The 13,987-nt window shown below is 40.8% G+C and carries 18 protein-coding genes; all 18 read right to left on the reverse strand.

Going from position 1 to position 13,987, the window contains the following annotated elements; all coding sequences use genetic code 11:
- Window positions 1-7: 7 nt before the first annotated feature.
- The 18 genes from argR to spoIIIAA all read right to left on the reverse strand — a co-directional run bounded on the left by argR (window position 8) and on the right by spoIIIAA (window position 13,905).
- Window positions 8-457, reverse strand: a complete 450-nt coding sequence (argR, locus tag ACQRD1_RS08120; RefSeq protein WP_235231515.1) for an arginine repressor — start codon at window positions 455-457, stop codon at window positions 8-10.
- A gap of 4 nt (window positions 458-461) precedes the next feature.
- Entirely contained in the window at window positions 462-1,295 is an 834-nt protein-coding gene (locus ACQRD1_RS08125) for an NAD(+)/NADH kinase (protein ID WP_235231516.1), read from the reverse strand.
- Window positions 1,296-1,313: 18 nt separating this feature from the next.
- Window positions 1,314-2,123 (reverse strand): TlyA family RNA methyltransferase, encoded by an 810-nt coding sequence (locus tag ACQRD1_RS08130; RefSeq protein ID WP_235231517.1) that lies wholly within the window; start codon window positions 2,121-2,123, stop codon window positions 1,314-1,316.
- On the reverse strand, window positions 2,120-3,994 hold the full coding sequence (dxs, locus tag ACQRD1_RS08135; protein ID WP_235231518.1) for a 1-deoxy-D-xylulose-5-phosphate synthase: 1,875 nt from the start codon (window positions 3,992-3,994) through the stop codon (window positions 2,120-2,122). The genes ACQRD1_RS08130 and dxs overlap by 4 nt, the downstream gene beginning before the upstream one ends.
- Before the next feature lie 14 nt (window positions 3,995-4,008).
- The gene (locus tag ACQRD1_RS08140) at window positions 4,009-4,911 is read right to left on the reverse strand and encodes a polyprenyl synthetase family protein (RefSeq protein WP_235231519.1); all 903 of its coding nucleotides are present in this window, start codon (window positions 4,909-4,911) and stop codon (window positions 4,009-4,011) included.
- On the reverse strand, window positions 4,901-5,125 hold the full coding sequence (gene xseB / locus ACQRD1_RS08145; protein WP_235231520.1) for an exodeoxyribonuclease VII small subunit: 225 nt from the start codon (window positions 5,123-5,125) through the stop codon (window positions 4,901-4,903). The genes ACQRD1_RS08140 and xseB overlap by 11 nt, the downstream gene beginning before the upstream one ends.
- Window positions 5,118-6,329 carry an exodeoxyribonuclease VII large subunit gene (xseA, locus tag ACQRD1_RS08150; RefSeq protein ID WP_235231521.1) on the reverse strand — a complete coding sequence of 404 codons (1,212 nt, stop codon included), beginning with the start codon at window positions 6,327-6,329 and terminating at the stop codon, window positions 5,118-5,120. The genes xseB and xseA overlap by 8 nt, the downstream gene beginning before the upstream one ends.
- 16 nt (window positions 6,330-6,345) lie before the next feature.
- The gene (gene nusB, locus ACQRD1_RS08155; protein WP_235231522.1) at window positions 6,346-6,744 is read right to left on the reverse strand and encodes a transcription antitermination factor NusB; all 399 of its coding nucleotides are present in this window, start codon (window positions 6,742-6,744) and stop codon (window positions 6,346-6,348) included.
- Window positions 6,745-7,128 carry an Asp23/Gls24 family envelope stress response protein gene (locus tag ACQRD1_RS08160; protein WP_235231523.1) on the reverse strand — a complete coding sequence of 128 codons (384 nt, stop codon included), beginning with the start codon at window positions 7,126-7,128 and terminating at the stop codon, window positions 6,745-6,747. It lies immediately after the preceding gene.
- 120 nt (window positions 7,129-7,248) lie between these two features.
- Window positions 7,249-8,850, reverse strand: coding sequence for a peptide chain release factor 3 (locus ACQRD1_RS08165; protein ID WP_235231524.1), 1,602 nt, complete (start codon window positions 8,848-8,850; stop codon window positions 7,249-7,251).
- A gap of 193 nt (window positions 8,851-9,043) precedes the next feature.
- The gene (locus ACQRD1_RS08170) at window positions 9,044-9,679 is read right to left on the reverse strand and encodes a SpoIIIAH-like family protein (RefSeq protein WP_235231525.1); all 636 of its coding nucleotides are present in this window, start codon (window positions 9,677-9,679) and stop codon (window positions 9,044-9,046) included.
- 30 nt (window positions 9,680-9,709) lie between these two features.
- The gene (locus ACQRD1_RS08175; RefSeq protein ID WP_427787225.1) at window positions 9,710-10,300 is read right to left on the reverse strand and encodes a stage III sporulation protein AG; all 591 of its coding nucleotides are present in this window, start codon (window positions 10,298-10,300) and stop codon (window positions 9,710-9,712) included.
- Window positions 10,290-10,667 carry a stage III sporulation protein AF gene (locus ACQRD1_RS08180; RefSeq protein ID WP_235231527.1) on the reverse strand — a complete coding sequence of 126 codons (378 nt, stop codon included), beginning with the start codon at window positions 10,665-10,667 and terminating at the stop codon, window positions 10,290-10,292. The genes ACQRD1_RS08175 and ACQRD1_RS08180 overlap by 11 nt, the downstream gene beginning before the upstream one ends.
- Before the next feature lie 9 nt (window positions 10,668-10,676).
- Entirely contained in the window at window positions 10,677-11,837 is a 1,161-nt protein-coding gene (locus tag ACQRD1_RS08185; protein WP_235231528.1) for a stage III sporulation protein AE, read from the reverse strand.
- Window positions 11,834-12,220 carry a SpoIIIAC/SpoIIIAD family protein gene (locus tag ACQRD1_RS08190; RefSeq protein ID WP_235231529.1) on the reverse strand — a complete coding sequence of 129 codons (387 nt, stop codon included), beginning with the start codon at window positions 12,218-12,220 and terminating at the stop codon, window positions 11,834-11,836. The genes ACQRD1_RS08185 and ACQRD1_RS08190 overlap by 4 nt, the downstream gene beginning before the upstream one ends.
- 16 nt (window positions 12,221-12,236) lie before the next feature.
- A complete protein-coding gene (gene spoIIIAC / locus ACQRD1_RS08195; RefSeq protein WP_235231530.1) occupies window positions 12,237-12,431 on the reverse strand; it encodes a stage III sporulation protein AC in 195 nt (64 codons plus the stop codon).
- A gap of 11 nt (window positions 12,432-12,442) precedes the next feature.
- A complete protein-coding gene (locus ACQRD1_RS08200) occupies window positions 12,443-12,964 on the reverse strand; it encodes a stage III sporulation protein AB (RefSeq protein WP_235231531.1) in 522 nt (173 codons plus the stop codon).
- On the reverse strand, window positions 12,961-13,905 hold the full coding sequence (spoIIIAA, locus tag ACQRD1_RS08205) for a stage III sporulation protein AA (RefSeq protein ID WP_235231556.1): 945 nt from the start codon (window positions 13,903-13,905) through the stop codon (window positions 12,961-12,963). Before spoIIIAA ends, ACQRD1_RS08200 begins: the two co-directional genes overlap by 4 nt.
- Window positions 13,906-13,987 lie beyond the last annotated feature (82 nt).

The raw sequence follows: 13,987 nt of genomic DNA on the forward strand, positions 1-13,987 counted from the left end.
CTGCCTCCTATAAGACAATCTTACTAATCTTATCCATCACTTTTATAGTATCATCAACACTTCGGATCGCACACATAATCGTGTCATCTCCGGCAATACTCCCTACAACTTCATTCCATTTCATAGCATCAATTGCTGCACATACCGCCATTGCCATTCCAGCCACCGTTTTAATAACAAGTATATTTTGTGCCATATCCATGGACACGAATCCATCTTTCAATACACGAATATATTTTTCACTCATGCCGTTTTCAGCGCTCTGATGTACTGCATAACGCTGCTTGCCATTTTCAGCCGGCACTTTCGTTAATTTCAGATCTCTGATATCACGGGACACGGTTGCCTGCGTCACTTTGAAACCTTCTTTGTTCAGATATTCTGCTAATTCTTCTTGCGTTTCAATGTAATTTTTATTAATTAGTTCAATAATCTTTGCATGTCTGTTTACTTTCATGACGCTAATTTCCTTTCATCTTTCTACGTAATGTTTCCAAAAAGCTGATATTACTTAACTTCATAATCGTTGTAGATGCTTCTGACTTTTTCACCGTGACTCTGTCTTTGGTCCTAAGGACTACCGTATCTGCTCCGTCAAACGTAACAAATACTTCTTCTTCCGAATCATTACGGCCTTCACCGATCTCAATTACAATCTCATCTTCTGCTGACAATACAATACTGCTTGTATTCAACGCATGAGAACAAATCGGTGTAATTACGATCAATGATGCAGTCGGCTCAACAATTGGCCCTCCAGCCGATAAATTATATGCAGTGGAACCTGTCGGTGTCGACAATATAACTCCATCTGCTTCATAAGAATTCAACAATTCCCCATTCACGTATAATCGAAAATGAATAACTCGCAGCTCTCCTTTACGGGATACCACAATATCATTTAAGGAGACATCACAACTTCCGTCATCAAAGATCCCTTGCAGCATCATTCGTTTTTCAAATGTATAGTCGCCTTTCAACATTTGCTGAAAAGCTTCATCGATATGTGTTACTTCAACCTCTGTGAGATAACCAAGTGTTCCCATATTAATTCCCAAAATCGGTACTTCTCGTTTCCAAAGCATACGAGCCACTTCAATCAGGCTGCCATCTCCCCCAATCACGATTGCGCATCCGATTTCAGCTGGCACGGAATCCCGAATAATCTTTTTATTTTCATCTTTTTTGCATAAAATGCATTCTTTTCCAGCAAATTCCAACAGATTCATTATCTGATTGGTAATAGCGTGATCTTTATCTTTTCCGTCATTTGTAACAATTAAAAACCTGTCCATAATCTGTGTTCTTTCCCCTTAATTTTTTGCAAGAGTGTCAAATGCCTGATCTACAATGTCCTGTATGTCAACATTGCCCGTTATTTCCCCGGAGCCCTCACATTTTTCCAAATGAACCAGATATTCTATATTTCCTTCTGGTCCTTTGATTGGCGAAAACTCCAGATTCAATACATCAAAACCAATAGATAACGCATACTCAATAACAGTTGTTATTACTTCCAAATGTGTACTTTTCTCCCGTACTACACCTTTCTTTCCAACTTTTTCTCTTCCCGCCTCAAACTGCGGTTTAATCAAAGCAACAATCTGTCCTTTCTCTCTAAGATAATTACGGATTGGCAACAGCACTTTAGTCAGTGAAATGAACGACACATCTATAGATGAGAAATCAACAGGTTCACCAATATCTTCTGGTGTCACATAACGAATGTTTGTCTTTTCCATACATACAACTCTATCATCTTGTCGAAGCTTCCAATCAAGCTGCCCACGTCCAACATCAATAGCAAAGACCTTAACTGCTCCATTCTGCAGCATACAATCTGTAAACCCGCCAGTAGAAGATCCGACATCAGTACAGACCTTTCCCGCCACGCTTACATCGAAATTCTTAATTGCTTTTTCTAATTTCAAACCGCCTCTGCTCACATACGGAAGTGTATGTCCCCTCACTTCAATCTGAACTTCTTCTGCAAAAGTCGTACCTGCCTTGTCTTCCCGTTGACCCTCCACAAACACATTGCCTGACATTATGATTGCTTTCGCCTTCTCACGCGACGGAGCAAGATTTCTTTTTACAAGTAATACATCTAAACGTTCTTTCATACTCTCTCCCACATTTTATCATATAGTTCCTGAATTCTTCTGGTCATCGTCTTAACATCAATTCCAGTTTCTTTCCGTAATACTTCAATACTTCCATGCTCTATATAGTCATCTGGAAGTGCCAGTGGAAGTACTTTTACATTTAAATTTTCCCTGGATACATACTCCAACACATGTTCGCCATAACCACCCGTCTGCACATTTTCCTCAATCGTTGCAATCAAACGATGATTCTTGCCAAGCTTTCGAATCATTTCTTCATCAATCGGTTTTACAAATCTTGCATTCACAAGCGTACAAGAATATCCTGCCATTTTCAGCTGTTCCCGTACTTTTACCGCGTCTTCGAACATATGACCAACAGATACAACTGCAATCTCTGATTCTTCATAAATCATCTCACTCTTTCCAAGCATGATCGGTTCTCGAAAATCTTCATATTCATCATAAGCACTTCCTCTTGGATACCGAAGCGCAATTGGTCCATCATAAGACAATGCAAACCGAAGCATATCCGCTAACTCCCATTTGTGTTTCGGCGACATGACTACCATATTAGGAATATTACTTAAATAAGACAAGTCAAAGATTCCCTGATGCGTCTCTCCATCACTGCCTACCAATCCTGCACGGTCAACAGCAAAAACAACCGGAAGATTCTGAAGTGCTACATCATGAATCAGCTGATCATATCCTCGCTGAAGGAAGGAAGAATACACAGCAAATACCGGATGCACTCCTCCGGCTGCCAGACCTGCTGCAAATGTAACTCCATGTTCTTCTGCAATTCCAACATCAAAAAAACGTTCTGGATACATCTGTCGGAATCGTTTTAGACCAGTCCCATCCGTCATAGCTGCCGTAATCGCCACAATATCCGGATGATTTCTGGCCTCATCACAAAGGACTTTACCAAAGACATCCGTATAACTGTCTCTCTTTTTGGGACTTTCTGGTTCTCCAGTCTCAATCTGAAATGGTCCAATTCCATGGAACTTATCAGGCTGTTTTTCTGCAGGTTCATATCCTTTTCCCTTTTCGGTAATCACATGAAGCAGTACAGGTCCCTCTATCTTCTGTGCGTCATGAAATGCTTTACACAGCATCGATAGATTATGTCCAGGGATCGGCCCCAGATAAGTAATTCCCATATCTTCAAAAAACATACCAGGAACGACTAGCTGCTTTATACTGCTTTTTGTCCGGTGGAGTTGATCAATTACATGTTCTCCTACCACAGGAATCTTATTCAGTGCATTGGTTACTCCTTTTTTTAAGCCAGTGTAGATATCTGCTGTTCGAAGTCCTGCCAGATACTTAGACATTCCTCCTACATTTTCTGATATCGACATCTTATTATCATTCAATACAATTATAAAATTAGTCTTTAGAAGTGACGCATTATTCAGTGCTTCATACGCCATTCCTCCAGTCAGTGAACCATCTCCGATCACTGAGATAACATGATATTTTTCTCCTTTGATATCTCTGGCATGAACATAACCCAGCCCTGCCGATATAGATGTAGAGCTGTGCCCGGTATCAAACGCATCACAGGCACTTTCTTTGCGCTTAGGGAAGCCACTCATTCCTCCATATTTACGCAGATCATCAAATCCCTCTTTTCTTCCGGTTAAAAGCTTATGTGTATAAGCCTGATGACCGACATCCCAGATAATCTTATCTTCTGGAAGCTGAAAGACCAGATGCATAGCCATTGTCAATTCCACGACCCCAAGATTAGATGCAAGATGACCACCTGTCTTACTAATCTTTTCAATCAAAAAATGTCGGATTTCTTCCGCTAACTGATCTAACTCATCTGGATTCAGTTCTTTAATATCATTTGCCTTTTGTATACGTTCTAACATAATCAGGTTCCCCTCTATTTGTCTCTGTGAATCAGTTGAATCAACAACTGTTCCAGATATTTATTTTCTCCTGATAACTGATGCAAAAGTCCAATTGCTTTTTCCGAAAGTTCCTCTACGACCTTTCCCGCCTCAGTTGTTCCCATTAATGTGACATACGTCGTCTTTTCATTCTTTTCGTCACTGTGAATTGGCTTTCCAAGCACTTCTTCTGTACTAGTCACGTCCAGGATATCATCTTGAATCTGAAAAGCAATTCCTACATAATGAGCAATTTTTTCCACTTTTTTTACTTCTTCCTCAGTAGCACCAGCCAAGATTGCACCAATCATCATTGATGCCTCTATCAACGCTGCCGTCTTCAATTCATAGATTGTGTCCAACACCTCTTTGGTCACGGCATGTCCTGTCTCTTTTACGTCAATCACCTGACCGCCGATCATACCATATATTCCGGCCTTTTCTCCCAAAACCGTCAATGCTCTTCCAATCAAAAGTCCATCTTCTGGATCTGACACAAAAGCTTTAAAAGCAGTCTCAAATGCATAATTAAGCAAGGCATCCCCCGCCAGAATTCCCATATCTTCTCCATAGACCACATGCGTTGTTTTTCTTCCACGTCTATACTCATCATTATCCATCGCCGGTAGATCATCATGCACAAGAGAGTAAGTATGTATCATCTCAATTGCTGCCATAAATGGCTGAATCGCTTTGGAAGTTCCCTGAAACAAAGAGTATGTCTCTTGCATCAGCATTGGCCGCAGACGCTTTCCACCAGCCAGAAGACTATAACTCATCGCTTCCATTATGACGCTTTGATATCCCTTCTGTTTCGGAAGATATTCCTGTAAGATACCCTCGATATTCTGAACTTTCTGCTTCATTTGTATCTGAAAATCATCTTTAGAACTCATGAGTCTCTCCCTCTTCATCTAATATCAGCATTTTTTTCTCTACTTTGTCTATTTTATCATTACACTGTTTTAACAGATCCATACCTTTATGGTATAACTGAAAAGAATCTTCCAGAGAAATTTCTTCTTTTTCCATCTTCTGGATCGTATCTTCCAGTTGACCAAAAAGTTCTTCCAGATTCTGTCCCTCTTGTAATTCTGCCTGATTAGCCATGCTGCTCCTCCTTCACCTCTTCCACAACAGCGTGTATTACTCCATCTGTCACATACACGGACAATAGATCCTGCGGACGCACTTGCTCAATACTTTTAACAACAGTTCCTGATTCACTTTCTACATACGAAAAACCATGATTCAGCTTTTGAATCGGCGATAATCCTTTCATAATCTCCATGTAAATAGCCATCCTGTGTCTGGCATCTCTGACCTTCCCATCCATCAACGCCCGAAGTCGATCTTCTAATTCCACGATTCTTTGCTGATGTTCTTGTAATTTGTAACGTGGATGTAGATATTTTAACCTTGTCTGTAGTTCTTTCAGACGAAGGCGTTCCATCTGTATCCTCTGAGCCAGAAGTCGATTCATTTTGAATTGATATTCCTGCAATCGCTGCTCGGTCTGCCGAACATCACTGACCGCCAATTCTGCAGCTGCTGACGGAGTCGGTGCCCGAAGATCAGCCACATAATCTGCAATTGTAGTATCCGTCTCGTGACCAACCGCAGAGATTATCGGAATACTACAGTTAAAGATTGCTCTGGCAACTTCTTCTTCATTAAATGCCCACAAATCTTCTATCGAACCACCGCCACGGCCCACAATCATTACGTCAACATCTGCTTTTTCCAGCATCTGGATTCCTCGTACAATGCTTTCCTTTGCTCCCTCGCCCTGTACCTGGGCAGGATATAGTATCAGCTGGACATAAGGATTCCTGCGCGCAGTAATATTCATAATATCCCGGATTGCGGCTCCTGTGGAAGCCGTTACTACACCAATCCGTCTGGCATAGGCCGGGATCGGCTTTTTATACTCAGGCGCAAACATACCCATCTCTTCCAGTTCTTTCTTCAACATCTGAAAACGTTCATAGAGAAGCCCATCTCCATCGAGATGAATTTCTCTGGCATAGAGCTGATAGGAACCACTTCGCTCATAGACATTTACCGATCCCAGAACCACTACCTGCTGACCTTCGCTCATACGAAAAGAGAGTCCGCCTCGCTGCCCTGCAAACATAACACAGGCAATCGTTCCAGACTCATCTTTTAATGAAAAATATATATGTCCTGATGTGTGATACTTACAGTTCGAGACTTCACCCTTCACATAGATACGGTTCAGCATATAATCCTGGGTAAACATATTTTTAATATATGCATTTACCTGTTTTATAGTATATACATTTCGAGCCATTATCTACCTCTGCTTATTATTCTGCAAGTTTTCCAAGCACAGCATTTATGAAAGCAGGGCCTTCATCACTGCTATACTTTTTCGCTAATTCTACTGCCTCATCAATTGCTACGCCTGTCGGTACATCTTCATCCCACTTCATTTCATATACAGCAAGTCTGAGAATCGTCAGATCCACCTTGTTCATTCGACTGGTCTTCCATCCGGTAGTATGCTCATTAATCAACGAATCAATTTCCGCAATCTTCTCCGCAATTTTAGATGATTTGGTTCGAATATAATCCAGATCTTTTTCCCTGGCATCCTCTAATTGTTCAAAATAAAGCTGTAATTGTTCTGGCATTTCCTGCTCTGCATTAAACTCTACTCCAAACAATACCTTAAAGATATGTTCTCTTAACTCTGTTCTCTTCACTTATACTTCCTCCGGCACATCTACCCCGGCCACACGGATATTCACGTCAGCAACTTCAAGACCTGTCATATTTTCAATTGCCGCTTTTACCTTCTCCTGCACCTTAGCTGTAGTCTCTTTGATACTATACCCATACTTCAGGTTCAGCGCCAGTGAAACGGTAACAATTCCTTCCAGTACATCAACTTTTACTCCTTTAGACAGAGACTTCATTCCCAACTTGCTAATCAACTCTCTGGTCGCATTCCCGGCCATTGATGACACACCGTCCACTTCCATCGCTGCAAGACCGGCAATGATAGATACAACATCATCTGCGATCTTAACCTCTCCAAGATTCTCGTCAGCTTTTATTGTATACGTACTTTTCTCTTCTTTACTCATTCTAGAAACCTCCTGTCTCATCTTACAATTCATTTTATTATATCAAATTTATACACATTTGCAAAGTGGGGACGGGGGTTTTTTCATTTTCCCCCGTCCCAAATTAAATTTACCGTGTCCCTATCTGCCAAATTCGGATAATTCTAGTCCGTTGTTTCTTTCCAATGTCATACGGATGCTCCAGTCATTGACGAACAGGAGTAACGGACGTCCTTTCAGATCTTTTACTTTCTTCATATCTGAAGTTCCAGTGAGTTTATCGAGATCAATATCTGTATTTTCTATCCAGCGAATGTGTTCATATGGCAGAGTATCCAGACGGATCTCTACGTTATATTCATTCTCAAGTCTGTATTTCAGTACATCAAACTGGAGAACACCAACTACTCCAACGATAATTTCTTCCATTCCTGTATTATATTCCTGGAATATCTGGATTGCACCTTCCTGAGCGATCTGGTTGATACCTTTGATGAACTGCTTTCTCTTCATGGTATCTACCTGACGCACTCTTGCAAAATGTTCTGGCGCAAAGGTCGGGATTCCTTCATATGCAAATTTATCACCGGATGTCGTCAGAGTATCTCCAATGGAAAAGATTCCCGGATCAAATACACCGATGATGTCTCCACCATATGCTTTTTCAATCATCTTCCTTTCACTTGCCATCATCTGCTGTGGCTGAGAAAGCCGTACTTTTTTGCCGCCTTGTATATGAAATACATCCATTCCTGCTTCGAATTCACCGGAACAGATTCTCATAAATGCAATTCTGTCTCTGTGTGCCTTATTCATATTCGCCTGAATCTTGAATACAAATGCAGAGAATTCTGATTCTTCCATCGGATCTATCGCCCCCTGATCAGACATTCTTGGAAGCGGTGAAGTCGTCATTTTTAAGAAATGTTGTAAAAATGTCTCTACTCCGAAATTTGTAAGTGCTGATCCAAAGAATACAGGTGACAATTCGCCTTTACTGACTAATTCCTGATCAAATTCTGCACCGGCACCATCCTGAAGTTCAATCTCTTCTTCAAGCTTCTCCCTTTGTTCTTCTGTCACCCAATCTGTAATCTCAGGGGCATCGATTGCGATCTTCTTTACTTCACCCTGTGTTGTTCCCTTATGGGTATCGGAAAAAAGTTCTACTTTCTTCGTTGCTCTGTCATAAACCCCTTTAAATTCCTTACCTGAACCAATCGGCCAGTTTACCGGGCAGGTTGCAATTCCAAGCTCGCTTTCAATATCATCCAAAAGCTCGAATGTGTCCAACGCCTCACGATCCATCTTATTAATAAATGTAAAAATTGGAATGTGACGCATAGTACATACCTTGAACAGCTTTCTGGTCTGTGCCTCGACACCTTTCGATGCATCAATGACCATCACCGCAGAATCAGCCGCCATCAGGGTACGGTAAGTATCTTCCGAGAAATCCTGATGTCCAGGCGTATCCAGAATATTAATACAATAGCCGCCATAATTAAACTGCAATACGGAAGACGTAACAGAGATACCTCTTTCCTTCTCAATTTCCATCCAGTCAGACACGGCATGCTTTGCAGTGGCTTTTCCCTTGACACTTCCGGCCTGATTGATGGCTCCTCCATACAACAGGAACTTTTCTGTCAATGTTGTTTTACCGGCATCCGGGTGGGAAATAATTGCAAATGTTCTTCTTTTTTTAATCTGCTCCTTTACTTCATTCGTAATCTGTGACATATATATAAACACTCCTATAAATAATATAACCGTTTTTACACGCTATTAGTCAGTATAACACACCTGTTTTCATTCCTCAATTACGAATTTTCGGAATCTATCAAAGAATCCCGAATCCACCATTGTCAGCTTCCTTCGGATGCATAAAATAAAAAAGGAAACCCGAAATGGATTTCCTTAATCTATTCATGATTTATTCCGATTTTCCTTCATTATATACAGGCGTGATTACGATATTCTGCGCTGCCACTCCGGTCTTTCTGGTAACAATATCTTCAATCTGGGCCCGATTCGCATCACTCAATTCTGCGGCATTGACAACTACATCCGCAGTATCGGCTGTTAAACTGACGACAACTTCATCAAACCCTTTGGATGCAAGCAATGTCTCTGCCGCTGCTTCTTTTTCTGCCAATTCAGTCATTGCTACCATCTGATTGACTGCTTCCTGTTTCTGTTCATCACTTAGATTCTCATTATCTATGATTTCCATCAAAGATTCTTTGTTCTTTGCACGCACCTGCTCTCTGGTTACCTTCGCTTCTGCCACAACACCTCTTGCCTCTCCGCTTGTAAGTACTGCTTCCCCTGGAGTTCCGTCTACGCTGTCACCTGCATCACTGTCCTGACTTTCGATATCACCCGCTGAACTTTCCAGATCTTCCTCCGAAATATCCAAAAGTTCCTGATTCGCCAATTCTGCATTTGTCTGTTCTGCATCATTTTTCTCACCAAATATTTTGCCGGAATAATTCAAGTATCCGGCCGCTGCGATCATAACAGCCAATGCTGCAATAATAATCTGGTTCTTCTTCAAAATTCGTTTCACTGTTCATCCTCCTACCATGCCACTTATTTTTTAACTTTTCTTCATTACCCTAATCTTATGCGTGTCTATTCCAAATAATGCTTGGACAGCTTCAGTAATATTCTGTTTCACGACTGCATTATCACCACCTTCCGCAAGAACAACTACTCCTTCTACCTGAGGGCTTAATTCTTTACTTATATAGGGTTCCTGACTCTGCGTATTGTCTCCGTTATATACAGTGGTTTCTCCATGCGTACTGTTCTGCGTTGTACGTGTCCCTCCCTGACTGTCTGTCTCCGTAACCGTCTCGCTGTCCGCCTCTATATCCTTTTCCACCACTTTCTCTGCAGAAGACTCCAAAGTAATCATAACCGTGACTTTGCCAGTTCCTTCCATCTGTGATAAGACATTTTCCAGCCGCCTTTCTAGTTTCGAAAGATACACATCCTGCTCGGTATCAATTCCGCTTCCTGCAGTTGAAACCGTTTCTTCTTCATAACTATCCGATTGTTCTTTCTTTTGTTCTGTAGGAAGAGCAATGACAAGTAAAAGAACTCCCACCAAAAAAATAATCATTAACTGATCTTTTTTTATTGAGAAATCCTTTGGAATCTTAAACCACTTCTTCTTATCTTCCAATTCTTATCTCCTCCACATCAATTTCCATATTTTCTTCACTGCCTTCTTCATTTTCGTTATCATCCTGATATTCCTTCTGAACTTCATTCAGATATTCTTCCGGATTAATTGTTTCCAGATAATCTGTGGAATTCTCTATTTTTTCAATCTTAGTCAAATATTCATCATTCTCGTATAGATTTTCCCAACTGCTCTCCATTCCCAAGAGTTTCACTATCGGCGCAGCCAGCATAATAATCAGGACCAGCCCCGTAAAGAAGCGCAGATATCGTTGATATCCCTTATCAGGAATAATATGCATAACCGCTGTGATCATAACCATATAAAACGCAAGATTTTCCATCCATTGATACAGATATTCAAACATCTCATCACCTTAGATATTTCCCGTTGTTGCTGCCACTACAACGATTGTAAGAAGGAACAAAACTCCTGTCGTAAATAAGACTTTTAATAAGAGATGGCATCCTTCACTGACTGTTTCTACACACCCCACCATTCGTTTATCAGAGATTGGCTGGATCAAGGCTGCCATTAATTTGTATAAAAATATAATACATATAATCTGAAGCATTGGCACAACACAAAGGGCAATACAGATTACTGCTCCAGTCATGCCAATACCATTTTTTACTAAAACCGCTGTCCCTAGCACAACTTCTGTGATTCCGCCGATTGCATCTCCAACTCCAGGAATTGCCTCTGCACTGCGTGTAACGACACTTCGTTTTACCGTATCAATAGCCGGATTAATCAACCCCTGAACTACATTTAACCCTATAATACACGCTAATAAAGTTTTTAAGATCCAAGATACGCCCAGTTCAATAAGCTCCGAAAACTTACTGAGATAATCTTCCTCAGACAGATAATTTAGTACTTTTACCATCATGTAGATATGTATCAATGGAAGTAAAAAATTAGCCACCAGAAGTTCTACCAGATAAATCAGAAATAAAACCAGATTATAAAAAGCAACGGATGTAACACTACCTTTTGCAATTGCAACTGCCAAAAAATACAATGGACAAAACACTCCCATAAACGAAGTCAGATTTGTAATCCCACCGCTGACCCAGTCTACTACAGCTGCAAAAGAACTTAATGTCAATGCAATCACCAGAAGATATAAGACATAAAAACTGATTTCTGCAATTTGGCGGCTTTGAAAAACTCTGGAAAAATTCGTAAATACTGCTGCAATCACAGCGATCAGAAGAATATGAATCAGATTGTCTTTGCTGACTCGAAATGCATATCCGACCTGGTCTTCCAATAACCGATTCAGCAATTCTGCAGAGAAAGTCAGATCCCCAGAAAGAATCCCCAATAATGTTTCCTTAAAATCCATCTTTTCTTCTGGAAATAAATCTTTCAGAACATCGTTGATATCCTCAAAATCAAACTGGTCTATCATTTCTTCTTTCAGTCTGCTTTGTTCTTCCTCTGTTTCCGCTGCCGATACCTGACCTCCAATCCCAATCCACACAGCCATGATTTCAAATATCGTAAGCCATATAATCAGCCTTTTTCTCATGACAAAAACCCCTTGATCGTATCCAGAAGCGCCATAAGAATCGGCATGCTTAATAACATAACTGCCAGTTTGCCGAATATTTCAATCTGCGTGGCAATCGTCTGATATCCTGAATCTTTGCAGATGCTGGAAGAGAATTCTGCCACATAAGTAATTCCTAGCATTTTCATTAATGTGCCTATATAAGACTGATCCATCTTAATATAATTTCCAATTGTTTTCACGGCATCCACGATGATATCCAGTTGTCCAAGAATACAGGAAAAAATAATCAGACTCAACGCAGCGCTTATATAGATACCATATTCTGATTTTCCACTTTTGAATTGTACTGCCAGAAGTGTTCCCGCAACTCCCAGAATTCCAATCTGCAGCATATTCATATGTATCCCTTCTTTCCTATAACAAAAACAGCTGCCGGATGGAAGAAAACAATTCATATATATATGGTACAATCCAAAACAGCACCAGTATCAGACCTGCCAGACTTGTCAGAAATGCCTGTTCTTCTCTCCCACTGTGTTTTAAGACCTGGCACAGTACTGATACCAATATTCCAACCGCCGCAATCTTAAAAATTAGATTTATACTCATTTATGCCTCCTTTATATCAGCAGGATCGTAACAAAGATTCCACTCATGACACCCAGACAACGATATAATCTGATTCTTGAATTCATCGTTTCATGTTGTTCTTCCATAGACAGATTCAATTCTTCCAGATAAAGATCCAGCGTCCGGACCTGCATCTCAATATCTGCAATTCCAAATTGTCCGCCCAGTGCCGATAATCTATCCAGAACATCTTTCGGAAGTCCGGCATCTGCAAGATATTTTCGTGTGTTTTCTTCCCATATGATTGAAAATACCCCTCCGGTTCTTCTTTCTGTCTGTTCCGCCAGCTGCTTCATCCAACTCTTGTACGGCTCTTTGGATGATACTGCAATCTGCTGAAATGCTTCGCCCAGATATGCTCTAGAATAAAAGATCTCACTACGGAGCCGGTAGATCAACTTCTGAAGATATCTCATCTGTTCATATTGATCCCGAATGTGCTCTGCAGCCACAATTCCTCCACAGGCAGATGTCATTATAACAATCAGACTTCCTATAACTTTCAACATCATGACACTTGTAACGTCTCCCGATACAAAAGAGTTCCTCTGCTGTCATAGATTCCTTCTACCTGTCCTACATGTTCCCGGTTTTCCAGCAATACATACCGTTCAAACCGTTTTTCAGCCACCATCTGATCAAACAAAGGCTTCTTCCGTAATTCTTCCATAGAATCTGCATGCACGGTTGCCAGCATCTTACATCCACAATGCATGGCATATTCAATAGCATGTACATCCTCTGCCGTTCCAATTTCATCCACCGCAATCACTTCCGGCCCCATGGAACGAATCAACATGATCATACCCTCTGCTTTCGGGCAGCAGTCCAATACATCCGTACGGATTCCAAGCTGAGTCTGTGCTACTCCCATATAACATCCGCCGAGTTCCGAGCGCTCATCTACTACTCCAACTGACATTCCGTTTATCCATCCATTTCCATTGGAAATTTGTCGGATCATATCCCTTAGCAGAGTTGTTTTTCCACACCGCGGCGGTGATACGATCAATGTATGGTACAATTTTTTGTTATACGTTATAAACGGAAATATCGGATCCGCACATCCAAGAATCTCATGAGACATTCTCAGATTAATTGACGAAATATATCTTAAATTCTTTACTTTTCCATTTTCAATGATTGCCTGTCCTGTCATTCCAACTCTATGTCCTCCTTCAATCGTAATATATCCTTGCTTCATTTCCTGCTCATATGCATATAAAGAATAATTACTGATATATTCCAGCATTTCTCTGATGTCTTCCCTGGTAACGATATAAGGCTTGCCCCGCTGATTGCCAGGTATTATCTCCTCTCCGCGGTAAACCAGAAGCAGCGGCTTCTCCACACGTAGTTTAATCTCCTGCAAATACTCATATTGCAGATGTTCTTTACCGATCAACACCCGAATGCTGCGGGGTAAAACACTTAATATTCGATTCTCTTGCATCATTGTCCACCTCTTTAACTCAATATATGTTCCAATCCAACATTTATGCCAAAATAAAAAAAGACATAGACTTTTCGTCTAA

The sequence above is a fragment of the Bariatricus sp. SGI.019 genome (assembly GCF_050315235.1).
Classification (GTDB): domain Bacteria; phylum Bacillota; class Clostridia; order Lachnospirales; family Lachnospiraceae; genus JAFBIX01.